31 protein-coding genes are annotated in these 26463 nt (G+C 39.2%); 21 read left to right on the top strand and 10 right to left on the bottom strand.

Features of this window, described 5'->3' with window-relative positions:
* Positions 1-177: 177 nt before the first annotated feature.
* The 3 genes from tsaD to pdxJ all read right to left on the bottom strand — a co-directional run bounded on the left by tsaD (position 178) and on the right by pdxJ (position 3117).
* The gene (gene tsaD / locus CXY28_RS01915; protein WP_100950288.1) at positions 178-1200 is read right to left on the bottom strand and encodes a tRNA (adenosine(37)-N6)-threonylcarbamoyltransferase complex transferase subunit TsaD; all 1023 of its coding nucleotides are present in this window, start codon (positions 1198-1200) and stop codon (positions 178-180) included.
* A gap of 203 nt (positions 1201-1403) precedes the next feature.
* Positions 1404-2327: a 4-hydroxythreonine-4-phosphate dehydrogenase gene (gene pdxA, locus CXY28_RS01910; RefSeq protein WP_100979291.1), complete on the bottom strand. Its 924-nt coding sequence runs from the start codon at positions 2325-2327 to the stop codon at positions 1404-1406.
* A 1-nt stretch (position 2328) separates the two neighbouring features.
* Complete coding sequence (gene pdxJ, locus CXY28_RS01905; protein ID WP_100979290.1) at positions 2329-3117, bottom strand: pyridoxine 5'-phosphate synthase; 789 nt, start codon at positions 3115-3117, stop codon at positions 2329-2331.
* Between the two features lie 135 nt (positions 3118-3252).
* On the opposite strand from pdxJ, the gene wecA reads away from it, so the two are divergent.
* The 3 genes from wecA to CXY28_RS01890 are packed head-to-tail and all read left to right on the top strand — an operon-like array spanning position 3253 to position 5297.
* On the top strand, positions 3253-4260 hold the full coding sequence (wecA, locus tag CXY28_RS01900) for an undecaprenylphosphate N-acetylglucosaminyl transferase WecA (RefSeq protein WP_100979289.1): 1008 nt from the start codon (positions 3253-3255) through the stop codon (positions 4258-4260).
* Positions 4260-4856, top strand: coding sequence for a lipid A 4'-phosphatase (gene lpxF, locus CXY28_RS01895; RefSeq protein ID WP_128026781.1), 597 nt, complete (start codon positions 4260-4262; stop codon positions 4854-4856). The genes wecA and lpxF overlap by 1 nt, the downstream gene beginning before the upstream one ends.
* Positions 4857-4865: 9 nt before the next feature.
* Entirely contained in the window at positions 4866-5297 is a 432-nt protein-coding gene (locus CXY28_RS01890) for a hypothetical protein (protein ID WP_100979287.1), read from the top strand.
* A gap of 186 nt (positions 5298-5483) precedes the next feature.
* Here the strand turns inward: CXY28_RS01890 and metI are convergent, their stop codons facing one another.
* The 4 genes from metI to ribE are packed head-to-tail and all read right to left on the bottom strand — an operon-like array spanning position 5484 to position 8031.
* On the bottom strand, positions 5484-6131 hold the full coding sequence (gene metI / locus CXY28_RS01885; RefSeq protein ID WP_000625450.1) for a methionine ABC transporter permease: 648 nt from the start codon (positions 6129-6131) through the stop codon (positions 5484-5486).
* A gap of 1 nt (position 6132) precedes the next feature.
* The gene (locus CXY28_RS01880) at positions 6133-7116 is read right to left on the bottom strand and encodes a methionine ABC transporter ATP-binding protein (protein ID WP_100979286.1); all 984 of its coding nucleotides are present in this window, start codon (positions 7114-7116) and stop codon (positions 6133-6135) included.
* 21 nt (positions 7117-7137) lie between these two features.
* Positions 7138-7410, bottom strand: coding sequence for a FlhB-like flagellar biosynthesis protein (locus CXY28_RS01875; protein ID WP_001044048.1), 273 nt, complete (start codon positions 7408-7410; stop codon positions 7138-7140).
* Positions 7411-8031, bottom strand: coding sequence for a riboflavin synthase (gene ribE / locus CXY28_RS01870; RefSeq protein ID WP_100979285.1), 621 nt, complete (start codon positions 8029-8031; stop codon positions 7411-7413). It abuts the gene before it with no gap.
* A 74-nt stretch (positions 8032-8105) separates the two neighbouring features.
* Between ribE and CXY28_RS01865 the strand changes: the two genes are divergently transcribed.
* The 9 genes from CXY28_RS01865 to mrdA all read left to right on the top strand — a co-directional run bounded on the left by CXY28_RS01865 (position 8106) and on the right by mrdA (position 15452).
* The gene (locus CXY28_RS01865) at positions 8106-8870 is read left to right on the top strand and encodes a TatD family hydrolase (protein ID WP_100959895.1); all 765 of its coding nucleotides are present in this window, start codon (positions 8106-8108) and stop codon (positions 8868-8870) included.
* 90 nt (positions 8871-8960) lie between these two features.
* Positions 8961-10073: a lytic transglycosylase domain-containing protein gene (locus CXY28_RS01860; RefSeq protein WP_100979284.1), complete on the top strand. Its 1113-nt coding sequence runs from the start codon at positions 8961-8963 to the stop codon at positions 10071-10073.
* The gene (locus tag CXY28_RS01855) at positions 10073-11017 is read left to right on the top strand and encodes a septal ring lytic transglycosylase RlpA family protein (RefSeq protein ID WP_100979283.1); all 945 of its coding nucleotides are present in this window, start codon (positions 10073-10075) and stop codon (positions 11015-11017) included. The genes CXY28_RS01860 and CXY28_RS01855 overlap by 1 nt, the downstream gene beginning before the upstream one ends.
* On the top strand, positions 11014-11508 hold the full coding sequence (locus CXY28_RS01850; protein WP_100950300.1) for a KdsC family phosphatase: 495 nt from the start codon (positions 11014-11016) through the stop codon (positions 11506-11508). The genes CXY28_RS01855 and CXY28_RS01850 overlap by 4 nt, the downstream gene beginning before the upstream one ends.
* The gene (locus tag CXY28_RS01845; RefSeq protein ID WP_100979282.1) at positions 11483-12076 is read left to right on the top strand and encodes a hypothetical protein; all 594 of its coding nucleotides are present in this window, start codon (positions 11483-11485) and stop codon (positions 12074-12076) included. The genes CXY28_RS01850 and CXY28_RS01845 overlap by 26 nt, the downstream gene beginning before the upstream one ends.
* Positions 12076-12627, top strand: a complete 552-nt coding sequence (lptA, locus tag CXY28_RS01840; protein WP_100979281.1) for a lipopolysaccharide transport periplasmic protein LptA — start codon at positions 12076-12078, stop codon at positions 12625-12627. Before CXY28_RS01845 ends, lptA begins: the two co-directional genes overlap by 1 nt.
* A complete protein-coding gene (gene yihA / locus CXY28_RS01835; RefSeq protein WP_100979280.1) occupies positions 12624-13250 on the top strand; it encodes a ribosome biogenesis GTP-binding protein YihA/YsxC in 627 nt (208 codons plus the stop codon). The genes lptA and yihA overlap by 4 nt, the downstream gene beginning before the upstream one ends.
* Positions 13251-13261: 11 nt before the next feature.
* Positions 13262-13705, top strand: coding sequence for a hypothetical protein (locus tag CXY28_RS01830; protein WP_050826392.1), 444 nt, complete (start codon positions 13262-13264; stop codon positions 13703-13705).
* Positions 13686-15452, top strand: coding sequence for a penicillin-binding protein 2 (mrdA, locus tag CXY28_RS01825; RefSeq protein WP_100979279.1), 1767 nt, complete (start codon positions 13686-13688; stop codon positions 15450-15452). Before CXY28_RS01830 ends, mrdA begins: the two co-directional genes overlap by 20 nt.
* Before the next feature lie 488 nt (positions 15453-15940).
* On the opposite strand, the gene CXY28_RS01815 is transcribed toward mrdA, so the two are convergent.
* Together CXY28_RS01815 and CXY28_RS01810 are read right to left on the bottom strand one after the other, a co-directional pair.
* Positions 15941-16756: a MetQ/NlpA family ABC transporter substrate-binding protein gene (locus tag CXY28_RS01815; protein WP_100979278.1), complete on the bottom strand. Its 816-nt coding sequence runs from the start codon at positions 16754-16756 to the stop codon at positions 15941-15943.
* A 147-nt stretch (positions 16757-16903) separates the two neighbouring features.
* Positions 16904-17500: a peroxiredoxin gene (locus CXY28_RS01810; RefSeq protein WP_000961662.1), complete on the bottom strand. Its 597-nt coding sequence runs from the start codon at positions 17498-17500 to the stop codon at positions 16904-16906.
* Positions 17501-17738: 238 nt separating this feature from the next.
* On the opposite strand from CXY28_RS01810, the gene CXY28_RS01805 reads away from it, so the two are divergent.
* The gene (locus CXY28_RS01805; RefSeq protein WP_015643510.1) at positions 17739-18740 is read left to right on the top strand and encodes an ABC transporter substrate-binding protein; all 1002 of its coding nucleotides are present in this window, start codon (positions 17739-17741) and stop codon (positions 18738-18740) included.
* 197 nt (positions 18741-18937) lie between these two features.
* Positions 18938-19945, top strand: coding sequence for an ABC transporter substrate-binding protein (locus tag CXY28_RS01800; RefSeq protein ID WP_100979277.1), 1008 nt, complete (start codon positions 18938-18940; stop codon positions 19943-19945).
* Between the two features lie 23 nt (positions 19946-19968).
* Here the strand turns inward: CXY28_RS01800 and CXY28_RS01795 are convergent, their stop codons facing one another.
* A complete protein-coding gene (locus CXY28_RS01795) occupies positions 19969-21135 on the bottom strand; it encodes an FtsW/RodA/SpoVE family cell cycle protein (protein ID WP_100979276.1) in 1167 nt (388 codons plus the stop codon).
* Between the two features lie 207 nt (positions 21136-21342).
* Between CXY28_RS01795 and flgB the strand changes: the two genes are divergently transcribed.
* The 7 genes from flgB to CXY28_RS08605 all read left to right on the top strand — a co-directional run bounded on the left by flgB (position 21343) and on the right by CXY28_RS08605 (position 26307).
* Positions 21343-21765 carry a flagellar basal body rod protein FlgB gene (gene flgB / locus CXY28_RS01790; RefSeq protein WP_000347766.1) on the top strand — a complete coding sequence of 141 codons (423 nt, stop codon included), beginning with the start codon at positions 21343-21345 and terminating at the stop codon, positions 21763-21765.
* Positions 21766-21778: 13 nt separating this feature from the next.
* On the top strand, positions 21779-22264 hold the full coding sequence (gene flgC / locus CXY28_RS01785) for a flagellar basal body rod protein FlgC (protein WP_000480107.1): 486 nt from the start codon (positions 21779-21781) through the stop codon (positions 22262-22264).
* A 126-nt stretch (positions 22265-22390) separates the two neighbouring features.
* A complete protein-coding gene (gene fliE, locus CXY28_RS01780; RefSeq protein ID WP_001147916.1) occupies positions 22391-22720 on the top strand; it encodes a flagellar hook-basal body complex protein FliE in 330 nt (109 codons plus the stop codon).
* A gap of 23 nt (positions 22721-22743) precedes the next feature.
* Positions 22744-22869 (top strand): transcriptional regulator, encoded by a 126-nt coding sequence (locus tag CXY28_RS08640; protein WP_082222048.1) that lies wholly within the window; start codon positions 22744-22746, stop codon positions 22867-22869.
* Positions 22870-22875: 6 nt separating this feature from the next.
* The gene (locus tag CXY28_RS01770) at positions 22876-24723 is read left to right on the top strand and encodes a peptidoglycan D,D-transpeptidase FtsI family protein (protein WP_100979275.1); all 1848 of its coding nucleotides are present in this window, start codon (positions 22876-22878) and stop codon (positions 24721-24723) included.
* 325 nt (positions 24724-25048) lie between these two features.
* On the top strand, positions 25049-26143 hold the full coding sequence (locus CXY28_RS01765) for an AAA family ATPase (RefSeq protein ID WP_100979274.1): 1095 nt from the start codon (positions 25049-25051) through the stop codon (positions 26141-26143).
* Positions 26143-26307, top strand: a complete 165-nt coding sequence (locus CXY28_RS08605) for a hypothetical protein (RefSeq protein WP_157819739.1) — start codon at positions 26143-26145, stop codon at positions 26305-26307. The genes CXY28_RS01765 and CXY28_RS08605 overlap by 1 nt, the downstream gene beginning before the upstream one ends.
* Positions 26308-26463 lie beyond the last annotated feature (156 nt).

The following is a 26463-nucleotide window of genomic DNA, read 5'->3' as shown; positions in this document are numbered from 1 at the left end:
TTTTCCCTTTAAACTAAAACTTAACAACCTAGAATTATAACCAAAATAAGATTAAATTTGACTAAAACGCGCTTTTTTAACACCCTCTTTTTTAAGCTCTTGCCTCAAAATAACCGATACTTGACGCTATTGATAAATTTTAGGGCGTTTGATCATGTGCTTTCTTTTCGCACCCATTCACTCAAAACTTTTTAACAGCGTTCTTGGCGAAATGTTGGCCTTTTCTAAAGGGACAAAGCGCTTTTTTTGATAGGCTTCTAGGCTGGATCGCCCTATCATGGCGGCATTGTCGCTGCAAAATTCTAAAGGGGCTAAAACAAGCTTGCAATCAAACTCAGCGCACAAATTTTCAAACGCCTTTCTTAAAGTCAAATTTTGGCTCGCTCCCCCCACAATGCCAAAAATTTTAGGGCGTTTGATTTTAAAATAGCGTTTAGTCTGCTGGATTAAATGCTCAATAGCCGCGCTTTGAAAATGATAGGCAATCTTTTGTTTGATCGCTTCATTCAAATTATGGGCGTTTTTTTCAATCTCCAAACGCACCGCATTTTTTAAACCTGAAAAACTAAAAGCCAGATTCGGGCTGTTTTTTAAAGGGATAGGGAACATTAAAGGCTCGTTTGGATGCGCGTAATCAAGGGCTAATTTTTCCACTATGGGGCCTCCTGGATAGCCTAAATCAAGCATTTTAGAAACCTTATCAAAACTCTCCCCAAAGCTATCGTCTAAACTCGTGGCAACGATTTTAATATTCTCATAATCTCTAGCCTCTAAAATCAAAGAATGCCCCCCAGAGACTAACAGCACGCTTAAAGGCATGCAGGTTTGTTTTTCATTGATAAAGAGCGAATACACATGCCCTCTCAAATGATCTTCCAAAATCAAGGGCAAATTCAAAGACAGGCTCAAGGCTTTTGCCATCATCAAACCTTCTATTAAGGTAACGCTCAAACCTGGCTGATTAGTGATAGCGATGGCTTTAATTTTGGAAAAATCCTTATTCAAGCTTATTTTAATGCGTTCTAATAAAAGCGGCAAATTCTCAGCATGCAAGCGCGATGCAAGCTCAGGCACAACGCCCCCATAAGAGCTGTGGTGCTTTTCTTGAGAGATTTTAAAATGAGCGATGAGTTTGGCGTCCTCTATTCTTGTAAGGGCTAAAGAGCTGTCATCGCAAGAACTTTCAATGCTTAAAATCATTATCTTTATCTTTGGGTGGTGTTTTTGCTTGAATTATACCTTGTTAGCAACACTCTAAAGCCTTTAAACCAAAACTAAAAAGTGGATTTACAAAAATACCAATGAATAGAAAGCTAGAATTAAACATTGAGCATGAAGAATAAAGAGATGAAATCTAAAATTAAAGCCTTGAATGAAATAAGCCCCTTTTTTAGAAAAAGCCTTTAAGCTAAGTATTTGATCGCGTTCAAATAGCTTTTGTTGTTCGCTTTGTTTTGATAAGCAATGTCAAACGCCGTGCCGTGGTCAGTGGAAGCGCGTAAAATGGGAGCGTTCAAACTCACATTAATGCTTTCATCAAAATAGAGCGCTTTTAAAGGGGCTAGCCCCACATCATGGCTCATGCTCACATAAAAAGGGGTTATTTTGCGCTTATTGGGGGCAAAAGCGCTATCAGCAGGCAGTGGTCCTAAAAAACATTCAAAGCCCAGCGTTTGGTTGCTCTTTTGAATGGCCTTTAAAATCTTTTCATCTTCTTCCCCAAACAAGCCCTCTTCACCCGCATGGGGGTTAAAACCACACACTTGAACGATTTTAGCTTGAGTGCTTTTTTGAAACGCTAGTAAAAACCGGACCAACGCTCCCACTTGAATGAGTTGAGAAACCGCCCCTAAAGGCACATGGTCGCTAAACAGCCCCACAAAGAGTTTTGAACACCCAAGCATCATAATAATTTGATGATCTTTATAGCGTTGCTTTAAAAAATCGGTATGCCCCACAAAAGGGATTTGAGCTTGTTGCCATGCGAGCTTGTTGATAGGCAAAGTGCAAATGCCATCCACTTCTTTACTATCCGCTAACTCGCAAGCCTTTTTAAAACTCTCAAAACTATACGCCCCGCTTTGAGCGCTGACTTTGCCTATCGTGCTAGAGTTTAATAAGGGTAAGGGGGCATCAATAGCGAGTGTGTTAAGCGTTTTAGCTTCATAAGCGTTATGAAGCAATTGGTTGGCCCGCTCTAAAAGTTCGCTATCAATGAGATACAACGGCTCACAAAATGCACTCACTTCCTTATGGCTTTTTAAAATCAATTCTAAGCCTACGCCTTGAATATCCCCGCAACTGATCGCAATTTTCTTTTTAGCCATTTTATCGCTTGATGAGTTGTGCCATTTCTAAAATCGCTTTTTCCAAGCCCACAAAAACCGCTTTTGAAACCACGCTATGACCGATATTAAGCTCTCTTAAAGAGGGGATTTTTAACAATTCTTTCACGTTAGAATAATTCAACCCATGCCCCGCGCACGCCGTGATGCCCATAAAAAACGCTTCTTTACTCATTCGTCTTAATTGCAAAAAAGCGTTGTGCAATTCTTCTTTCAGCTCTTTAGGGCTTTTGTCTTTGAGTGCGCTAATGGCATGGATTTGGTTGTTAGCGTTAGAATATAGAGCGTTGTGCAAATTCGCATACACCCCAGTGTGGAACTCCACTTGCTTGACTTGATGCTCCTTTGCAAAATGCAGGGCGTCTTTTAAAGGATCAATAAACAAAGACACTTCAATGCCTTTATTGTGATACGCTCTAATCACCTCTCCTAAACCCTTTAATGAGCAATCCAATCCCCCCTCTGTCGTAACCTCATTTCTGTTTTCAGGCACGATCGTAACCTTACTGGGCTTATTTTTCAAAGAGCATAAAAAATCAGTGATTTCAGCATTAATAGAGCATTCAATGTTGATAGGCAAAGGGCTTATTTCAAGCAACCTCAAAACATCTTCATTTTGAATGTGTCGTTTGTCTTCCCTCAAATGGATGGTGATTAAATCCACTTTATGGGTGTTTTTAGCGATGAATAGGGCTTCTAAAATCTCAGGCTCATAAGTCTTTCTTATCTCTCTTAAAGTCACAATGTGATCAATATTCAATCCAAAACGCATGACTATCCTTTATTTTATAATAATGATTTTTGGAATTGTAACATAAAACCCGCCTCTTACACCTATAAGATTTTATCATCAAGCTATCTTTTGCTATAATACCCAAAACAAAATGCCAATTAAATCCAATAAAAAGTGTTGTGGGTGCTATATTTTTTAACCAGTTTATTTATTTGCTCTTTGATTATTTTGTGGTCTAAAAAATCCATGCTCTTTGTGGATAACGCTAATAAAATACAAGGCTTTCATCATGCAAGAACCCCACGAGCTGGGGGGCTTGGGATCTTTCTTTCTTTTGTGTTAGCTTATCTTTTTGAGCCTTTTGAAGTGCCTTTTAAGGGGTTTTTTGTTTTTTTGGGTTTGTTATTGGTATTTTTAAGCGGTTTTTTAGAAGACATTAACCTTTCATTAAGCCCCAAAATACGCCTTATTTTACAAGCCGTAGGGGTTGTTTGCATCATCTCATCAACGCCTTTAGTGGTGAGCGATTTTTCGCCCCTTTTTAGTTTAGCTTATCCTATAGCTTTTTTATTTGCAATTTTTATGCTAGTAGGCATCAGTAACGCTGTCAATATCATTGACGGGTTTAACGGGCTTGCATCAGGGATTTGTGCGATTACTCTTTTAGTCATTCATTATATAGAGCCTAGCAGTTTGGCGTGCCTATTAGCTTACATGGTGCTTGGGTTTATGGTATTAAATTTCCCTTTAGGAAAGATTTTTTTAGGCGATGGGGGGGCGTATTTTTTGGGTTTGGTGTGCGGGATTTCCCTTTTACATTTGAGTTTAGAGCAAAAAATCAGCGTGTTTTTTGGACTCAATTTAATGCTTTATCCGGTCATAGAGGTGCTTTTTAGTATCCTTAGACGCAAAATAAAACGCCAGAAAGCCACCATGCCAGACAATTTGCATTTGCACACCCTTTTATTTAAATTCTTGCAACAACGCTCTTTCAATTACCCTAACCCTTTATGCGCGTTTATCCTTATTCTGTGCAACCTGCCTTTTATTTTAATCAGCGTCTTTTTTCGCTTAAACGCTCATGCGCTCATTGTCATTGGCTTAGTCTTTATCGCATGCTATTTAATGGGCTATGCTTATTTGAACAAGCAAGTTTGCGCCTTAGAAAAGCGAGCGTTTTAATGAAAAAGCTCAAAAATCTTTTTTTGATCCTGCTCTTATGGGTGTATCCTTTAAGGAGTGAGCCGATCAATGAGGGGGCATACATTTTAGAAGAGATTGGCGATGTGCTTAGGTTTTTGCCTATTTTTGTCGGCACGGTCAGTTTGGCGATGCGCGATTATAGAGGTTTAGGGGAATTAGCGGTCGGCACATTGGTTACTCAAGGAGTGATTTATGGCCTTAAAGGAGCTTTTAGCAACGCCCATAAAGATGGGGCTAGAGTGGGATTTGCTAAACGCCCATGCTGTAATTCTTGGAGAGGCATGCCAAGCGGGCATGCTGGGGGGGTGTTTAGCGCGGCTGGGTTTGTGTATTACCGCTATGGGTGGAAGCCGGCTCTTCCTGTGATCGCTCTTGCAATCCTCACTGATGCTAGCAGAGTGGTGGCAGGACAACACACGATCTTGCAAGTTACGATCGGTAGCCTTATCGCATGGGGGTTTGCTTATTTATTCACTTCACGCTACAAACCCAAGCAATGGATGCTCTATCCTGAAATCTCTAGCGATTTTAAGGGCAGTAGCCGCTATGGGGTGAGCTTTTCTTATCAATGGTAAAGGGATAAAGTGCTAAAAAAATTATTACTCATTTCGCTCTTTTTAGGATTTTTAAGAGCGGAAGGCGAACATTATGAAATCATCGTTGAGCTTTCAAAGGCTTTTTTGAAAGCCCAAGAAGTTTTGACTGCGATCCATCAAGCTTATAAAACCTGCATAGAAACCGGGCATGATCGCACCCAAATACGCCTCCAAAGCGCTTTTTTAGAGAACTTGTCTCAAACAGAACGGCAATTTGATGATTATTTTGAAAAGGATTTTAAAAGCGTAGAAGTTTTAAAAACCTTGCTTAAAGACATCCAATCGTTAGAAAAAGCTTCCAACAAGCTCGCATGCATTACCCCAAAAAACGCTAAAAATTTTGAAATTTTAGAAGGAGCGATAACGCAAATCATAGACTTAGAAAAACAGATGGATAAATTTATCAATGGTGCAAAATAAAGCCCATTTTGGCATGAGAATTTAATGGAATATTCATCGTAAAAAGCTCTAATTCAGTTTGAATGATAACCTTTTAAAAGCGTTCTTTAGAAAGTGGGGTTTTACCATAAACAAAGCGTAAAAATCCCCTTTAAAAAGCGTATTAAAGTTGGCTTTGAATATTCGTATTTGATGAGAGCCAAATCCCTAATACTTATGCTTTCTTAGGCGTTTCACCACATAATCCCCCGCGCTTTGAATGATTTGCACTAAAACAATAATCACAACCACCGCATAAAAAAGCACATCGCCCCTATAACTTTGATAGCCAATCCTAATGGCTAAATCCCCCAATCCCCCAGCCCCTAACGCTCCCGCCATAGCCGAATAGCCTATTAAAGAAATTAAGGTGATGGTGATATTGTTCACTAAAGAAGGCAGGCTCTCTAAAAGCATCATTTTAATGACTTCCAAATGAGACGCTCCCAAACTTAAAGTGGTTTCAATCTTGCCATGCTCTACTTCCATTAGAGAATTTTCAAAAAGCTTTGCGACAAAAGGGATGGCTGAAATGGCTAACGGGATAATGCTTGCGCTAGAGCCAATGCTTGTGCCAATCAAAAAGCGCGATAAAGGCAAGAGCAAAATAATGAGAATGATAAAAGGGAAAGAGCGAGTCATGTTGATAGAAGTGTCTAAAATTTTATGCAAAAGGGGCTTGTTTAACAAATGCCCTTTTTTACTCACTAACAATAAAACCCCCAAAGGCAAGCCAAAAACAACCGCCAAAAAGCTCGCCACAAACACCATATAAAGCGTTTCTAGCGTGGCTTGAATGAGCATTTGAGAAATCATTTTAATCCTTTAATTTTTCCACTTGTAAGCCTAAAGCGTTTAAATACTCTAAAGCCCTTTGAATCTCTGCAACACTGCCTAAAAACCGCACCACTAAATACCCTATATCTTTAGTCGTAAGCTCTTCAATGTTGCCTGAAATGATACTCACGTCTATTTTAAAACGCCTGATCAAATTAGAAATGATCGGTTCGTCTAAATGCTCCCCTAAAAACACGATGCGATAAATGTCTTGGCATTTTTGATCCCCATGCTCGTTTTTGATGCCAAGCAATTCTTTAGTAACGGCATGTTTAGGGTTGGCAAAAATTTCTTCTACTGAGCCTCTTTCCACAATTTCGCCACTGCTGATCACGCACATTTGATTGCACAATTCCTTAACCACTTCAATCTCATGCGTGATGAAAACGATGCTCAAGTCAAGCTTTTTTTGAATGCCGCTCAAAAGCGTTAAAATAGAATGCGTGGTTTTAGAATCCAGCGCGGATGTGGCTTCATCGCAAAGCAACAAATCAGGGCAATTCGCTAAACTCCTAGCGATCGCCACTCTTTGTTTTTGTCCACCGCTGAGCTGTTTAGGATAAAAATGCATTTTATCTTCTAGCCCCACTAATTCCAATAATTCATGCACCCTTGATTTAATCTTAGTTTTTTCCCATCGGGCGATTTCTAGAGCGAAAGCGACATTTTCAAACACATTTTTAGCGCTCAATAAATTGAAATGCTGGAAAATCATGCCTATTTTTTGGCGCGCTTTTTGCAATTCTTTAGGCTTTAAGTTTAACAGATTGACCCCATTGACTAACACTTCGCCAGAACTGGGGCGCTCTAAACAATTAATCAGGCGGATGAGCGTGGATTTCCCCGCCCCTGAATAGCCTATCACGCCTAAAATATCGCCTTTTTTCAATTCCAAATTCACGCCTTTTAAAGCATGAAACCCGTTTTCATAAATCTTTTCAATGTTTTTTAATTCTACTACCATCGTTTTAACTTTGTATTTTGCTCACTGGGACATTTGCGCGTTATTTTCCACGCTATTGAGCCATAAAAACACTTGCACCACGCTTTCATACAATTCTTCAGGTATCGCGCAGTCTAATTCCACCTTCAAAAGCGAATCCACCAGCATGGGGTTAGAAAAGAGTGCTATATCGTATTCCTTAGCTTTTTGAATGATCCTTTTAGCCACTTCGCCCACCCCACTTGCGATCACTTTTGGGGCATGATCTTGCCCCATGTTATAGGCTAGAGCGGCGGCTTTTATGGTTTTATTCATCTAATACCCTAAAGTCAAAGAATCGGCGTCATTCCAAGAGAAATTTTTTTCAAACCCTTTTGTTTTTTTCAAAATAGACGCAACGCTGCGGACTAACATGTCCGTTTCAATATTCACGCGCCGTTTGAGTGGATAAGTCTTAAAAAGGGTATTCTCTAAAGTGTAAGGGATAATCGTTAGCCAAAACCCCTTTTCTTCTACCTTGCTTAAAGTCAAACTCACCCCATCAATGGCGATAGAGCCTTGCTCAACGCACAACAAAAGCGTTTCTTTAGAAGTGCTGATGAAAAAATCCACTTGATTAGAGTTGTGAATGATTTTTTCAATGACCCCGATAGCGTCAATATGCCCTTGCACAAAATGCCCATCCAAACTCGCATCAGCTTTTAGAGCTGGCTCAATATGGACTAAATCCTTGTAATTTTCTAACGCTACGCTGTTTTGGGTTTTTTGGCTCAATTCCACGCTAAAATGCGTTTTTGAACTTTCTATGGCGGTCAAACATGCCCCATTAATCGCAACGCTATCACCAAGCTTGGGATTGAGATCGCTCTCTACGCTTAAAATATTGTTGTGGAAACTTTTCACTTTAGCTATTTGATGGATTAGACCGCTGAACATCGTTAATGATTATTTTCCTTATGTTAGAATGCTTAAGCATTGTAACATATTAAATAAAACCATAGGATAAAAGCATGTTTATTGATACGCATTGCCATTTGGATCACAAGGATTATGAAAACGATTTAGAAGAAGTGTTACAAGAAAGCCTAGAAAAAGGCGTTACTCAATGCGTGATTCCGGGCGCGGACATGAAGGATCTGAATAGAGCGGTAGCAATTAGCGAAAAATTTGAAGGCGTGTTTTTTGCCATAGGCGCTCACCCTTATGATGTGGAAAGCTTTGATGAAAGCCTATTTGAAAAATTTGTCAGCCATCAAAAATGCGTGGCGATAGGCGAATGCGGACTGGATTACTACCGCTTGCCTGAATTAAATGAAAGAGAAAATTATAAAAGCAAGCAAAAAGAAATTTTTACCAAACAGATTGAATTTTCTATCCAACACAACAAGCCCTTGATTATCCACATCAGAGAGGCGAGTTTTGATAGTTTGAATCTTTTAAAAAGCTATCCTAAGGCTTTTGGGGTGTTGCACTGCTTTAACGCTGATAATATGCTTTTGGAATTAAGCGATCGTTTTTACTATGGGATAGGGGGGGTTAGCACTTTTAAAAACGCTAAAAGACTGGTAGAGATTCTCCCTAAAATCCCTAAAAACAGGCTTCTTTTAGAAACGGATTCGCCTTATTTGACCCCACACCCTTTTAGAGGCACCAGGAATAGCCCTACTTATATCCCTTTAATCGCTCAAAAAATTGCCGAAATCATCAACATAGAGACTGAAGAGCTCGCTTCTTTAAGCACGCATAACGCTCAAACGCTCTTTAGTTTCCCCTGAAAATAAGGCTGTGTTAGAAAGCGTTATTCAAGTTTAGTTATAATTAGAGCCATTATTGAACTTATCAAATGATCAGGATTTTAAAAAAGAATGAAATATTTTAATACCAAATGGTTATTTTTTTTAATGACTCATTGGTTCTTACTGACTTCTTTAGGCCATGCGAAAATGGCTTTTGAATCTAATATTGACACCAAAGCGCTAGAGGCTTTTGGGGTTAATGCGGGCTTTTTATCCCAAATGCCCAACGCTTTAAAGAAAATGAATAAAGAAGAAGAATGGAAAAAGTTAGTCAAAAGATTTGATGTGAATTACCAATTCATCCCTATCATCAAAAACATGCTCATAGAAGCGAGCGTGCCGCAAGAATTTTTATTCTTAGCCATGGCAGAGTCTAAATTTTCATCAAGGGCTTATAGCAGGAAAAAAGCGGTAGGGATTTGGCAATTCATGCCAAGCACGGCTAAAGAATTAGGGCTTAAGGTCAATCATTACATTGACGAAAGAAGAGATCCCATTAAAAGCACTCAAGCGGCGATCACTTATTTGAAACGGCTCTACAAGCAAACCGGAGAGTGGTATTTGGTCGCTATGGCGTATAATTACGGCTTACGCAAGGTTCAAAACGCTATTAAAGCCGCCGGCACTTCGGACATTAAGATTTTGTTGGATGAAGATAAGAAATACCTCCCTAAAGAAACACGAGAGTATATCCGCTCTATTCTAAGCTTGGCGTTGAAATTCAACAGCCTAGACAACCTCAAAGATAAAGAATATCTGCTCAATCGTGGGGCGATGGTGAGTTTAGTGGGCGTCCCGTTTAAAAGGCACACTTCTTTAATCCAAGTGGCCAAAAATTTGAATTTGAGTTTAGAAACCTTAAAATCCTACAACCACCAATTCCGCTATAACATTCTACCCTCTAAAGACCCCACTTACACCATTTATATCCCTTATGAAAAACTCGCTCTTTTCAAACAACGCCAACTCAAACAAAATAAAAACACTCAAGCCAGTCCTAAAAGCCCTTTCATCACCCATGTGGTCTTGCCTAAAGAAACCTTATCTTCTATCGCTAAACGCTATCAAGTCAGTATTTCCAGTATCCAATTAGCCAATAACCTCAAAGATTCTAATATCTTTATCCACCAGCGCTTAATCATCCCTACCAATAAGAAATTGATCGCTACAAGGGAATTTTAATGGGTTTGGCGTTAAAAAAAGTTTGTTTTTTAAGCGTTATTTTTTTGATTAGCGCTTGTGCGGTTAAAAAAGAGGGAATGAAGAATTTGTCTTATAAGCATGAAAGCTTGCGCGCTTATGAAAACGCTAAAGACTATGACCCGACAACCAAAAAAGCCACCTATAAGCGCAATTTTTTTGAACGCCATTTCAAACACCACTCCGATTCGCAAGATAGCAATACAAAACAACCCCTAGATAACGGCATGCGCGATTCTAGCGCGATCCAAAGGGCCACCATGCGCCCTTATCAAGTGGGGGGCAAATGGTATTACCCCACTAAAGTGGATTTAGGCGAAAAAATTGATGGCATTGCGAGCTGGTATGGCCCCAATTTCCATGCCAAAAAAACCAGTAATGGGGAAATTTATAACATGTATGCCCACACCGCCGCGCACAAGACTTTACCCATGAACACCGTGGTGAAAGTCATCAATGTTGATAATAACTTAAGCACCATTGTGCGCATTAATGATAGAGGGCCTTTTGTGAGCGATCGCATCATTGATTTGTCTAATGCGGCCGCTAGGGATATTGACATGGTTCAAAAAGGCACGGCCAGCGTGCGCCTTATTGTTTTGGGTTTTGGTGGGGTTATCTCCACGCAATACGAACAATCCTTTAACGCCAACTATTCAAAGATCTTACACAAGGAATTTAAAGTCGGCGAGAGCGAAAAAAGCGTGAGCGGAGGGAAATTTTCTTTGCAAATGGGGGCTTTTAGAAACCAAATAGGCGCTCAAACTTTAGCGGATAAATTGCAAGCAGAGAATCCAAATTACAGCGTTAAGGTTGCTTTTAAAGACGATTTGTATAAAGTTTTAGTTCAAGGGTTTCAAAGCGAAGAAGAGGCTAGGGATTTTATGAAAAAAAATAACCAGAATGCGGTTTTAACGAGAGAATGATTAAGTTATTGCTTTTAGATGTGGATGGCACGCTCACGGACGGGTCGTTGTATTTTGATGAAAATTTTCACGAAATCAAGGCTTTTAATGTCAAAGACGGGCTTGGCATGACGCTATGGCAAAAATTAGGCAAAAAAATCGCTATCATTACAGGAAGAACTTCAATCATGGTGAAAAAACGCATGGAGAGTTTGGGCGTTCAGTTTGTTTTTATGGGCGTTGAAAATAAAAGCGTGGTTGTGGAGCGGCTCAAAAAAGACTTGCAATTAAACGGGCAAGAAATCGCATGCGTAGGCGATGATTATAACGATTTAGGCATGTTTAAGGCATGCGCTTTGAGTTTCGCTCCTTTTGATGCGCACCCCTTGCTTAAAAGTAAGGCTTATAAAGTGTTGCAAAATTCAGGGGGTAAGGGGGCTGTTAGGGAAGCGATTGATTATCTTTTAGAATTAGAAGGCTTGCAAGATGAAGCGCTCAAGCTTTACCTCTAATAGCGTTTTAAACTTTTTTGTGGTTTTATCTTTCATTACGATAGGGCTAGTTTTTTTCTTTTTGCGTTCCCAACCCACTAGCGTGGTCTCTAAAGAAAATATCCCTAAGATTGAATTAGAAAATTTTAAAGCGTTTCAAATCAACGATAAGATCCTTGATTTGTCCATAGAGGGCAAAAAAGCTTTACAATACGATGATCATGAAATCTTTTTTGATTCTAAAATCAAGTGCTATGATGAAGACACCATTGAAAGCGTTGAATCCCCTAAAGCCAAACGGCAGCAGGATTTGTATTTCTTCCCTAATGGGGTTACTTATAAAAGAAGCGACGATTCTAGTTTTTGGAGTGAAACAGGGATTTACAACCATAAAGGGCAAAATTTTAAAGGCAAGGGCCGTTTCATTCTCACTTCAAAGGATAGCAAGGTTGAAGGGCTTGACATTTCTTATTCGCATGCTTTAGAAGTAATTGAAGCTCAAAGCATTCAAGCGCATTTATTTTTAGACGAAATCAAACAAAGCCAGAAAGAAAAGAAAAAACTCCCCACTTTCAAAGGAGGATTTTAATGCGTTGGTGGTGTTTTTTGGTGTGTTGTTTTGGTATTTTAAGCGTGATGAACGCTCAAAAAACAGAGAATAAAGGTTTGAAAAAAGAAAGAGAGCTTTTAGAGATTACTGGCAACCAATTTGTAGCGAACGACAAAACCAAAACCGCCGTTATTCAAGGCAATGTGCAGATCAAAAAAGGTAAAGATCGGTTGTTTGCGGATAAGGTGAGCGTGTTTTTAAACGATAAGCGAAAGCCAGAGCGCTATGAAGCCACAGGGAACACGCATTTTAACATCTTTACAGAGGACAATCGTGAAATCAGCGGGAGCGCTGACAAACTCATTTATAACGCGCTGAATGGGGAATACAAATTGTTGCAAAATGCGGTGGTTAGAGAAGTGGGGAAATCTAATGTCATCACCGGCGATGAAATCATTTTAAACAAAACTAAGGGTTATGCTGACGTGCTGGGGAGCGCGAAACGGCCCGCTAAATTCGTGTTTGATATGGAAGATATTAATGAAGAAAATCGTAAGGCTAAATTGAAGAAGAAAGGCGAAAAACCATGATCGCTATTAAAGACGCTCATTTTCTCACTTCTTCAAGCCAACTTTCGCAATGCCCTGCGAGCCTGACTTCTGAGATGGTCATTTTAGGGCGCAGTAATGTAGGCAAAAGCTCGTTTATTAATGCCTTGTTAGGAAAAAATCTCGCCAAAAGTTCAGCAACGCCGGGAAAAACCCGTTTAGCGAATTTTTTTTCCACCACTTGGGAAGATAAAGAAAACGCCTTAACGACCACTTTTAATGTGATTGATTTGCCCGGGTTTGGCTACGCTAAAGTTTCTAAAAGCTTGAAAAAAGAATGGGAGGGGTTTTTATGGGAATTGTTGAGCGTTAGGACTTCAATCAAACTTTTTATCCATTTAGTGGATGCGCGCCACTTGGATTTAGAAATTGATAAAAACGCTAAAGAAAATATTCAAGCCCTTTTAAGGCCCGATCAAGCCTACCTTACTCTTTTTACGAAATTTGACAAGTTGAATAAAAACGAGCAACACCGCCTTTTTTTAAACGCTCCTAAACCTTTTTTAATCAATACCACCCATTTTAACGCTCTTTCTTCAAAATACCCAACCCTTGAAATAGTGCGCCAAACCCTTTTGAAATACTTGCTCACTAACCCCTTATAAGCCACAAAACCATGCTCTCTTTAAAACAAGATTCCTTTTTTTTCTTATGTTTAGGGATTTTTGGTTTTTATTTTTATAGCCTTTTAAGAGACTTAATGCCTTTTTTGCCCCCGATGATTGGGTTTTTATTCTTGTTTTATGCGAAAAAATACGATCATTTTCTGCCAAGTTTAAGCGTGTTTGGTTGTTTGTTTTGGTTTGAAAGCATGCATTTAAAGACTTTAGGCGTTTTAGCCTTGCTGTTTTTAATCTACCACCAAATCGTCTATAAAAACTCTTTAAAGCTTTTTAATGACGGCTTTTTATTCAAAACTTTGCATGTCTTTTTGGTTTATTACCTCTATTTATCGCGCTTTTTTTCGGTGTCTTTGGATTTGAAGATACTCGGTTTTCTCGCTCTTTTTGCGCTCATAGAGAGCGTTTTGTGGGGTTTGTATGAAAAATCTTCGCTATAAGCTTTTACTCTTTGTTTTTATAGGGTTTTGGGGGTTGTTGGTTTTAAATTTATTTATTCTAAGCGTTAAAAATCAAGAATACTATGAAAAACTGGCCGAACGCAACATGACCAAAAAGGAATTTTTAGTCCCTACAAGGGGCAATATTACAGACAGAAACCATGAGTTTTTAGCCCTTAATGAATTGGTGTTTGGCGTGTTTTTGCCTAGTGGATTGAAACAAAAAGAGCTTTTAGAAAAAATTGAAATGATCCAAAAGTTTTTCCCTAATTTTTCCAAAGAAACGCTTTTAAACAATTACCAAAAAGAAAATTCGCTTTATAACCACAACCTCATTAAAGTAGTGGGTCTCATTCCTTATGCTACCATGCAACCTCTTTATACCAAACTCATCCAAACTCAAGGCATTTTTGTGCTGCCTTTAGACAAGCGCTACTACCCTAATAACGCTTTAGCTTCGCATGTTTTAGGCTATGTGGGGGTGGCAAGCTTGCAAGATTTAAAAGACGATGAAGAGAATCAATACAGCCAGATTGTGGGCAAAACCGGCATTGAAAAAGAATACAATAAGCTTTTACAAGGCAAGGTGGGCTATAAAATCATGCGTGTCAATGCGCTCAATCAAGAATTAGCCACTTTAGAAGTAGTGCCGCCAAGCACCAATAACCACTTGCAATTGAGTTTAGACAAACGCTTGCAAAAAGAAGCGGACAAGCTCTTTGAAAATAAAAGGGGGGCTATTTTAGTGATGGATGCAGAAAATGGGGAATTGCTCGTTGCAGGAAGTTACCCTGAATACAATTTGAACGATTTTGTAGGCGGGATCAGTCAAGACAAATGGCAAAAACTTCAAGATGATATTTATAACCCCTTATTAAACCGCTTCGCTAACGCCTTGTATCCGCCGGGATCTGTAGTTAAAATGGGCGTGGGCTTGAGCTTTTTAGAAAACCTTAATATCACAGAAAACACCACCATACCCACCCCGCCTTTTATTGAAGTGGGCAAGCGCAAATTCAGAGACTGGAAAAAAACAGGGCATGGCAATTCTAATTTGTATAAAGCCATTAGGGAGTCTGTGGATGTGTATTTTTATAAGTTTGGGCTTGAAATCTCTATAGAAAAACTCTCTAAAACTTTAAGGGAAGTGGGCTTTGGGGAAAAAACGGGCGTTGATTTGCCGAATGAATTTGTGGGGATTGTGCCGGATAATTTGTGGAAACTCAAACGCTTCAATCAAGATTGGCACGTTGGGGACACGCTCATTACCGCTATTGGGCAAGGCTCTTTTTTAGCCACGCCCTTGCAGGTGCTAGCCTATACGGGACTCATTGCGACAGGCAAACTGGCAACGCCTCATTTTGCTATCAACAACCAACAACCGCTCAAAGACCCCCTGAATAGTTTTCAAAAAAAGAAGCTCCAAGCCTTGAGAGTGGGCATGTATGAAGTGTGTAACCATAAAGACGGCACCGCTTATCATTCCACAAGGGGTTCTAAGGTTACTTTAGCGTGTAAAACCGGCACCGCGCAAGTCGTAGAAATCGCTCAAAACATCGTCAATCGCATGAAAGAAAAAGATATGGAATATTTCCATCGATCCCATGCGTGGATTACCGCATTTTTGCCTTATGAAAAACCCAAATACGCTATCACTATTTTAGTAGAACATGGGGAAGGGGGGTCAAAACTAGGGGGGTTGTTAGTGAAAATGAGCAACAAACTCTATGAGCTTGGCTATCTTTAATAAAATTCTAAATCTTTTCAAAAACGCATTACCCTCTAAACGCTAAAGACCTTTAGCCAACCTGTTTCCAACTTGTTTCAGCGCTCTATAACTCAGTCTAACGGGTGGTTTAAAACTGGTCTTTATTGGAAAAATTCTAAAAGCGCAACTTCAATGAGATTTAGGCTTGCTGTATGTTTGGCTTTGTTCTAATCGCATACTGACAGCTGAAGCCTTGTTTAATCTTTTTAAAAATGGGGTTTTAGTTATTTGCCTCATCGTTTTAGATTTGATCACTATTTTCTTAAAGGATAAGGGGGGAGGTTATTTTGCGCCATTCCTCCCCTCAACCAATAGCGCTTTTTAAGAAATTATCGCTTGATTAGCGCGAGCTCTTTTCGTTTTATTTTAAAAATACTCTTAGCGTTTCTAATACTCAACGAGAAAAGAGCTTTTGATTGGCGCCTAAAGCCCCCATTCATCTTAAAGATGAATTTTGTCCAAATGGCTTAAAAAGCCGGGATAATCGCCCCCTTATAGGTATCCAAAATAAATTTCTTGGTCTTTTCACTTTGCAAGGCTTCAATCAGCGCTTTTATGGCTTCATCTTGCGCGTTATCCTCACGAGCGGCTATTAGATTGGCATAAGGTGAGTCCTTGTCTTCTGAAAATAAGGCTCCGGTGAGTTTTGCTTGCAAGGCATAATTCCCTGTTACAATGGCCCCATCCACATCCCCTAAAACTTTAGGCAATAATGCGGCTTCTAAAGGCTTGATTTTGATGTTGTAAGGATTTTTGACAATATCAAACTCCGTAGCGTATAGATTGCTTGGGTCTTTGAGGGCGATAAGGCCTTGTTTATGGAGTAAAATCAACGCCCTGCCTTGATTGGCCGGATCATTTGGCACAGCAATCACTGAGCCTTTTTTAAGGTTTTTAATGTCTGTGATTTTTTGAGAATAAAATCTTAAAGGCTCCACATGGATATTGGCCAAACCAACAAGGTGCATTTTTCTGTCCAAATTAAACCGATCCAAATAAGGGCGGTGCTGGAAGTAATTCGCGTCTAAAGAGCCGTCATTGAGCGCTAAATTAGGCAACACATAATCGGTAAAAGACACGATCACTAATTTGATCCCTTTCTCTTTCAAATCGTCCACGACTGATTGCAAGATTTGCGCATGCGGCACAGGGTTAGCGCCCACTTTAAGCTCACGAGTGATTTTGCGGTCTTCTTTTTTTTCTTTGTGGTGTTTGGCGTCTAAAAGGTTAAAAAAACCTAAAACAATAGCGGTTACGCAAATAATACGCTTGAATATGTTCATAAAAAACCCTTTATTAAAAAAAAATTAATTCAAAAATTATAAAAAGATAAAACGATACGAAAATTCTAGAAACCGGCAAAGAATAAAAAGAAAAGGATTCAACCAAGAAAAACGAAGTTTCTCTTGATCAAACAGCGAATTAAACCATTAAAGGTTAATGGAATTTTCTTTAAGATATTCTGCAACGCCTTTATGGGTAGCTTTCATACCTTTATCACCTTTTCTCCAGCCTGCTGGGCATACTTCACCATGTTCTTCAAAGTGCAAGAGAGCGTCTACCATGCGAAGCATTTCATCTGCATTCCTACCCAATGGCAAGTCATTGATCACTGCGTGTCTTACTTTCATGTTTTTGTCAATCAAAAAAGCTCCTCTCAAAGCGATCGCTTCTTCAAACAGCACATCATAGTCTCTAGAAATGCTCTTAGTAATATCAGCCACCATAGGGAAAGTTACTTGACCGATACCGCCTTTTTCTACAGGGGTGTTTTTCCATGCAAAATGCACTTGTTCGCTGTCAATAGACACGCCAATCACATTAAAGCCTTTTTCTTGGAAGTCTTTCACTCTTTTGTCAAACGCAATGATTTCTGTAGGGCATACAAAAGTAAAATCTTTTGGCCAAAAGAAAAGAATCGCACCGCTCTTACCTAAATTTTTAGAAAGCTCAAAGTGTTCATCAACCTCGTTGTTTCCTAAAACGGCAGGCGCTTTAAAATCGGGGGCAAGTTTTGTAACTAACATATACAACTCCTTAGTGTTATTAAAATTTTGTTGGATCAAAATTAAACCTGAATAGATTTAATTTTACTATGCTTTCCACTCAGTCAGCGGAAACATGGTGGAGTATATTCTTAAAAAGTTAATGAAAGGATATTTCCTTTTAAATTTTAAGATTTTGTGAAAAAAAGTTTCATTTTCACTGCTTGTATTTCCTTAATGGTGTTATAATCACTCCATAAATCATACGAAAGGAATTGTCATGCTAATCGCTCGCTTTAAAAAAGCTTTAATTTCCTATTCTTTAGGCACGCTTATTGTTTCATCGTTATTAGGCGTGGCTAACGCTTCTAATCAAGAAGTCAAAGTCAAGGATTATTTTGGGGAGCAAACCATAAAGCTTCCTGTTTCTAAAATAATCTACTTGGGTAGCTTTGCGGAAGTGCCTGCCATGTTCAATACTTGGGATAGGGTTGTAGGCGTTTCGGATTACGCTTTTAAATCTGATATTGTTAAAGCCACTCTCAAAGATCCTAAACGCATTAAACCCATGAGCAGTGATCATGTGGCGGCGTTGAATGTGGAGCTTTTAAAAAAGCTTAGCCCTGATCTTGTGGTAACCTTTGTGGGCAACCCTAAAGCCGTAGAGCATGCGAAAAAATTTGGCATATCATTCCTTTCTTTCCAAGAAAAAACCATTGCAGAAGTCATGGAAGATATTGACGCTCAAGCTAAAGCCTTAGAAGTTGACGCTTCTAAAAAACTGGCCAAAATGCAAGAAACTTTGGATTTCATTGCTGAGCGTTTGAAAGATGTCAAAAAGAAAAAGGGCGTGGAACTTTTCCATAAAGCCAATAAGATTAGTGGCCATCAAGCTCTCGATTCAGACATTTTAGAAAAAGGGGGTATAGACAATTTTGGCTTGAAATATGTCAAATTTGGGCGTGCTGATATTAGCGTGGAAAAAATCGTTAAAGAAAACCCTGAGATTATCTTTATTTGGTGGATAAGCCCGCTTAGCCCTGAAGACGTGTTAAACAACCCTAAATTTACTACTATTAAGGCCATCAAAAACAAGCAAGTTTATAAACTCCCCACAATGGATATTGGCGGTCCTAGAGCCCCACTCATTAGCTTGTATATTGCCTTAAAAGCCCACCCAGAAGCGTTTAAGGGCGTGGATATTAATGCGATAGTCAAAGACTATTATAAAGTGGTTTTTGATTTGAATGACACAGAAGTTGAGCCATTCTTATGGCACTGATTTTAAAAAAGGGCTAAGCTTTTCAGCCCTTCGTGTATCGCGCTAGGCTTAGAACAAGCCTTGTAATTAAAATTTTCTTCCATATTTTTACCTTATTTTTATCTTTTAAGATTTTATGAAAAATAGTTTCATTTTTACTATTGTTATTTTCTTAATGGTGTTATAATCGCTTTATAAATCATACAAAAAGGATCGTTATGTTAGTTACTCGCTTTAAAAAAGCTTTCATTTCTTATTCTTTAGGCGCGCTTGTCGCTTCATTATTATTGAATGTGTGCAACGCTTCAGCACAAGAAGTCAAAGTCAAGGATTATTTTGGGGAGCAAAATATAAAGCTTCCTATTTCCAAAATAGCCTATATAGGGAGTTATGTAGAAGTGCCTGCCATGCTTAATGTTTGGAATAGGGTTGTAGGCGTTTCGGATTACGCTTTTAAAGACGACATTGTTAAAGCCACTCTCAAAGGCGAAGATCTTAAACGAGTCAAACACATGAGTACTGATCATACAGCCGCATTGAATGTGGAATTATTAAAAAAACTTGGTCCTGATCTTGTGGTAACCTTTGTGGGCAACCCTAAAGCGGTAGAGCATGCGAAAAAATTTGGTATATCATTTCTTTCTTTCCAAGAGACAACGATTGCAGAGGCCATGCAGGCCATGCAAGCTCAAGCTGCAGTCTTAGAAATTGACGCTTCTAAAAAATTCGCCAAAATGCAAGAAACTTTGGACTTTATTGCTGAGCGTTTGAAAGATGTCAAAAAGAAAAAAGGGGTGGAGCTTTTCCATAAAGCCAATAAAATCAGCGGTCATCAGGCCATTAGCTCAGACATTTTAGAAAAAGGGGGCATAGACAATTTTGGCTTGAAATACGTTAAGTTTGGGCGTGCTGACATTAGCGTGGAAAAAATCGTTAAAGAAAACCCTGAAATCATTTTCATTTGGTGGGTAAGCCCACTCACGCCTGAAGACGTGTTAAACAACCCCAAATTTGCTACTATTAAGGCCATTAAAAACAAGCAAGTTTATAAACTCCCCACAATGGATATTGGCGGTCCTAGAGCCCCACTCATAAGCTTATTTATCGCCTTAAAAGCCCACCCTGAAGCCTTTAAGGGCGTGGATATTAATGCGATTGTTAAAGACTACTATAAAGTGGTTTTTGATTTGAATGACGCAGAAGTTGAACCATTCTTATGGCACTGATTTTAAAAAAAGGGCTGATATTTTTAGCCCTTTGTGTATCGTGCTAGGCTTAGAACAAGCCCTATAGCGATACAATTCGCTAAAAGCGAACTCCCTCCATAGCTCAAAAACGGCACCGCTAGACCTTTAACCGGAAGAATTCCGCCCACCCCAAAGGCGTTGATCACCAAAGAAAAACTAATAAGCAGCACCACGCCCACGCAAAATAGCGAATATTTTGGCTCTTTCAAGCGGTTAGCGATCCTAAAAATCAAAACAATCAAAACAGAAAACAAAATAAAACAAACGCATAACCCCAAAAAACCCCATTCTTCGGCGATCCCAGCTAAGACCATGTCCGTATGCACTTCGCTCAAAAACCCAAGCTTGATTTGACCTAGCCCAAGCCCTTGCCCCAACAACCCCCCATTATGCATGGCATTGCCTGCATGAAAGACTTGATAGGATTCGGGCAAGTCGCTTATTCTAAGAGCGTTCGCTAATTTATCCGGCAAGAGCGTGAAAAGCGAGTTTTGCAAATTAGACCACCACAATTTCAAGCGCAAAATCCTATGCTCGCTTGTAACAATCGCTAAAACGCTAATCGCAAACGCCCCTGAAATAATCAAGCCAAACAAATGCACGCTCCCCCCAGAAAAAACCAATAACACCGCTAAAACCGCTCCCAAAAGAACAATCTGCCCCAAATCGTTTTGCAAAACCCCCACCCCAATCGCTAAGGCCACAAACACCACCGAATAAGGCACAAAAGTGATGAGTTCTTCTTTCACATTAGCCTTTTCTTTTGCCACAAAGGTGCGAGACAAACTCCACGCAAGAAAAAAGGTAAAGCCAACCTTTAAAAACTCCAAAGGCGCTAGAGAAAAAAACCCCAAACGAATCCATCGCTTCGCCCCCCCAGCGCTGCTAGAAAGGCTTTCTGGCAAAAAAAACATGCCAATAATGAGTAATGGCGGAATCAAAAGAAGAAAAAACCCCAAACGGCTAAACCACTTGCTAGGATCAACCCTAGACAACCCCCACATGATAACAATCCCCATGATCGCACTCACAAGCTGGCGTATGAAAAAATGGAATTCCCCATAATGATACAGCACCACTGTGGTGTAAGTTGAGAGCGAATAGCTCATCAATACCCCCAAAAAAATCAATAGCGAAGTGCAAAAAAACAGGTTTCTGTCTGTGGTCATTAGGATTCCCTTATTTTGGTTTTTGAATAGGCGTTCTCTTAAGGTATTTTAGGGGTATTTTACACTATAATGGCTCTGAATTGGCTTATCGCTCAAGCTTAAAGCATGCTTTGAAATTGGATCGCATTCTTTAATGAGAAAGCGAGCCGGTTTTGGAATGCTTTTTGCATGCTATGAATTTGCAAGGGTTTAAAAAAGGGGTTTTGTATGGATTTTTCTAAAGCGTTTGGGTTGGTTTATAAAGCGCTAGATTATAGGGCTTTAAGGCAGGATATGATCGCTTCTAACATCGCTAATGTGGATACCCCCTTTTACAGGCCAAAGGATTTGGATTTTGAAAGCGTTTTAGCAAAGAAAAAAGCAGAAATTTTTGAAAACCAATCCAGTAAAGTTTTGCCTTTAGCCCACACTAACCCTAGGCATTTAGACTTTGAAAATAGTGCTAAAGATGGGGCGAGCCTTTTTTTTAGAGACGGGCATTTGGCTAAAAATGATGGCAACAGCGTGGATTTAGACATTGAAACGAGTGAAATGGGCAAGAACTCTACCATGTATTTAGCCTTGAGTTCAGCCTTAAAAAAGTATCGAGGCGTGATCAATTACGCCATTGATTCCAGTAAGAATTTATAATTAGGAGAAAAGCATGTTTTTGTCTTCTTTTGATATTAGCGGTTATGGTTTGTCCGCCCAACGCTTAAGGGCTAATTTGATTTCTTCTAATATCGCTAACGCTAACACCACGCGCACGAGCGAAGGAGGCCCTTATAGGAGGCAAGAAGCGGTGTTTAGGGCTTTTGATTTCAACGAGATTTTAAACCAAAAAATCGCCCAAAACAATCAAATTATCCCCTATGAAGACCCCTTAGATGAAGGCGATGACAACCCCTTAATCCCCATTACAAGCGTGGTGGTGGATAAGATTGTGCGCGATGATAGTGAGCCTTTAATGAAATACGATCCCAGCCACCCTGACGCTAACGCTCAAGGCTATGTGGCTTACCCCAATGTGAATGCGGTGGTTGAAATGGCAGACTTAGTGGAAGCGACTAGAGCCTATCAGGCTAATGTTGCAGCCTTTCAAAGCGCTAAAAACATGGCGCAAAATGCGATTGGCATGTTACAAACATGAATGATTTGTAACAATTTATGGTAGTATAAGAAAATTTAGGTAGTATTAGCCAAAGATCAGTAGAATACAGAATGAATAAGATATTTAATAGAGTTAAGTTTTTAAAAAAGAGCTTAAGGAGGTTCTATGCAAGCCATACACAATGATAAAAGCTTATTGAGTCCTTTCTCTGAGCTTAACACGGACAACAGGACTAAAAGAGAAGAATCAGGTAACGCCTTTAAAGAACAAAAAGGTGGGGAGTTTTCTAAGCTCTTGAAACAATCTATCAACGAGCTTAACAACACTCAAGAGCAGTCTGATAAAGCCTTAGCCGACATGGCGACAGGGCAGATCAAAGACTTGCACCAAGCGGCTATCGCCATAGGGAAGGCTGAAACGAGCATGAAACTCATGCTTGAAGTGCGTAACAAAGCGATCAGCGCTTATAAAGAGCTTTTAAGAACGCAGATCTAGTCTCTTAAGTGGCGTCTCTTTAAATGATCGCTTGGTCTTTTTTAAAGAGAGGGTTTGTTGTTACTATATCTCATTTTAATAGATTTTACCATCAAAAATTCATGCTCCCATGCGTTGCGAAAATCCAACGCCACGCCATTTTCAAGTAAGCACTTATGGATAATAAAAACATTGATCCCAACTTCAACCCAGAGCAATTTTTAGAAACCCAAAGAGACAAGGGTTCTGTTACGGCATTAATCTTTTTATTGCTTTTTTTTATTTTTTTAATGGTGGCTTTTAAAAAAGCTTTTTTTGCCCAAGCCAACATGCCCACTCTAGTGATGAGCAAACAAGACACTGCGACTAGGGGGACTATCTATAGTCAAGACAACTACAGCCTGGCCGCTTCGCAAACCCTTTTCAAACTGGGCTTTGATACAAGGTTTTTAAACCCAGATAAAGAAGATTTTTTCATTGATTTCCTTTCTATTTATAGTAATATCCCTAAAAAATCCTTAAAAGATGCTATTAATACGAAAGGCTATATTATTCTAGCCTATGATCTCACGCCCAATATGGCCGCTAATATTAGAGACTTGAATAAGAAATTTTTAGCCTTTGGGGTTTTTCAAAATTTCAAAGACGCGCACGATAAGGTGTGGCAAAAACAGGGGCTAAACATTGAAGTGAGCGGCGTTTCCAGGCATTACCCTTATCAAAATAGCCTAGAGCCAATCATTGGCTATGTGCAAAAACAAGAAGAAGACAAGCTCACTTTAACTACCGGTAAAAAAGGCGTTGAAAAATCTCAAGATCACTTGCTTAAAGCCCAACAAAATGGCATAAGAACAGGCAAAAGAGATGTGAGCTTTAACTTCATTCAAAACCACTCTTACACAGAGGTTGAGCGCCTTGATGGCTATGAGGTGTATTTGAGCATTCCTTTAAAACTCCAAAGAGAAATTGAAACCCTATTAGATAAAACTAAAGACAAACTCAAGGCTAAAGAAATCCTAGTGGGTATCATTAACCCTAAAAGCGGGGAAATTTTATCGCTGGCTTCAAGCAAGCGCTTCAATCCTAATGCGATTAAAACCAGCGATTATGAAAGCTTGAATTTGAGCGTTGCCGAAAAGGTTTTTGAGCCAGGCAGCACGATCAAACCCATTGTTTATTCCTTGCTGTTAGACAAGAATTTAATCAACCCCAAAGAACGCATTGATTTAAACCATGGCTATTACCAATTAGGAAAATACACCATTAAAGACGACTTTATCCCTAGTAAAAAAGCCGTTGTTGAAGACATTTTGATCCAATCTAGCAATGTGGGCATGATAAAAATCAGCAAAAATCTCAACCCAGAGGATTTCTATAACGGGCTTTTAGGCTATGGGTTTTCTCAAAAAACCGGCATTGATTTATCCTTAGAAGCCACAGGAAAGATCCCTCCTTTGTCCGCTTTCAAGCGTGAAGTGTTAAAGGGGAGCGTTTCTTATGGCTATGGGCTGAACGCGACTTTTTTGCAGCTTTTAAGGGCTTATGCGGTGTTTTCTAATGAAGGCAAATTGACTACCCCCTATTTAGTGCAACGAGAAACCGCCCCTAATGGCGATATTTACATCCCTAGCCCCAAACCCGTTTTTCAAGTCATTAGCCCAAAAAGCGCTAGAAAAATGAAAGAAACCTTAATCAAAGTGGTGCGTTATGGCACAGGCAAAAACGCTCAATTTGAAGGGCTATACATAGGGGGCAAAACAGGCACGGCTAGGGTTGCTAAAAACGGGAGTTACAGCACGGAGTCCTATAACAGCTCTTTTTTTGGGTTCGCTGAAGATGAAAGGCAGGTTTTTACTATCGGCGTGGTTATCTTAGGCTCGCATGGCAAGGAAGAATATTACGCTAGCAAGATTGCAGCCCCTATTTTTAAAGAAATCACTGAAATTTTAGTGCGTTACAATTACCTATCGCCCTCTATTGCGATTCAAAACGCGTTGGAGAAAAACCGCTTTAAGATAAAATAAAAGACTCTTTTTAACCCAAACTCCAAAAAAGGAGTCTAAAGTTGCCAGATCTATTGTATTAAGGCTAAATTTAGAGGATAGATGAGAAAAAATCTGTTCAAGTTAGATTGATCCTAATTAAATAAAATGAAACTTGCATGATCCCTAGAAAGACAATTAAAACTAACCCCTAAATCAAAAAAGAATGCGGATTAACTTGTTATTGCAATTTAAACGCAAGGTTTACAATAGGCGAGTGTTCAAAATTTAATCAAAATAATGTAAAATTAGAGCGAATATAAAAACTTAACAGCATCAACTAGACTCATTAAAAGGCGAAATTCAAATGATTAAAAGCATAGAAATTGAAAATTACAAAAATTTCAAGCACCTTAAAATGGAAAATTTTAAACTCATCAACTTTTTTACCGGTCAAAACGATACAAGCAAAACCAATCTTTTAGAAGCTCTTTATACCAACACAGGCCTTTGTGATCCTACTGCCAATCAAGTCAGTCTTCCTCCTGAACATGCCGTGAATATTAGTGAATTCAGAAAAATCAAACTCGATGCCGACAACCTAAAAACCTTTTTTTATCAAGGAAACACCGCTAATCCCATTAGTATCCGCACTGAATTTGAACACGCTACTATCCCTCTTACTATCCAATACCCCACACAAACCAGTTACAGCAAAGACATCAATTTGAATAGCGATGATGCTCATATGACAAACCTTATAAACACAACAATAACGAAGCCACAGCTCCAATTTTCCTACAATCCATCCCTTTCCCCCATGACAATGACTTATGAATTTGAAAGGCAAAACCTAGGTTTAATCCATTCTAATTTAGATAAAATCGCTCAAACCTATAAAGAAAATGCGATGTTTATTCCTATAGAATTATCTATTGTTAATTCTCTTAAAGCATTGGAAAATTTACAATTAGCAAGCAAAGAAAAAGAATTGATTGAAATCCTACAATGTTTCAACCCTAATATTTTAGATGCTAATACAATAAGAAAGTCTGTCTATATCCAAATCAAAGATGAAAACACACCGCTAGAAGAAAGTCCCAAAAGGCTTTTAAATTCGTTTGGTTGGGGTTTTATCAAATTCTTTATCATGGTGAGCATTCTTATTGATAATCGCGTCAAGTATCTTTTCATTGATGAAATAGAAAGCGGTTTGCACCATACAAAAATGCAAGAGTTTTTAAAAGCTCTGTTTAAGTTAGCTCAAAAATTACAGATTCAAATTTTTGCCACCACGCACAATAAGGAGTTTTTATTGAACGCTATCAACACCATGCCCAATAATGAAACGGAAGACATAGCCTTGTTTGAGCTTGAAAAAGAAAGTGCTTTTGGCTTTATCAGACACAGCTATTCTATGCTAGAAAAAGCGCTCCATAGGGGCATGGAGGTTAGAGGCTGATGCGAGAAAAGTTCGTTTATGTGGAGGGCGAATCAGACAAAATCTTTTTAACGATTTTAAATGAGGTTAAAAATTTAGGCCTTAAAGATTCTAATATTATCAATTGTGGGAGCAAGGATAAGCTTTCTGAAGAAGCCGAGAGTAGTGAAGTGCCCAACCGCTAAAGACGATTGGGCTTCCTAGGCTGATGTTGCCCGTAGGGAGAGTTTGGTTCTCACTCTGTGTCCCTATAGTAGGGATTTTACAGAGTTTGAGCTCCAACGCATTCCCTACAGGTCTCACACATCATATCTCCAAAGGCGTAACTTTGCGCACTTCCT

It is taken from the genome of Helicobacter pylori, assembly GCF_002832345.1.
Taxonomy (GTDB): domain Bacteria; phylum Campylobacterota; class Campylobacteria; order Campylobacterales; family Helicobacteraceae; genus Helicobacter; species Helicobacter pylori_CP.
Note: the sequence above shows the minus strand (reverse complement) of the source record. Positions and strands in the feature narration are given on the sequence as shown.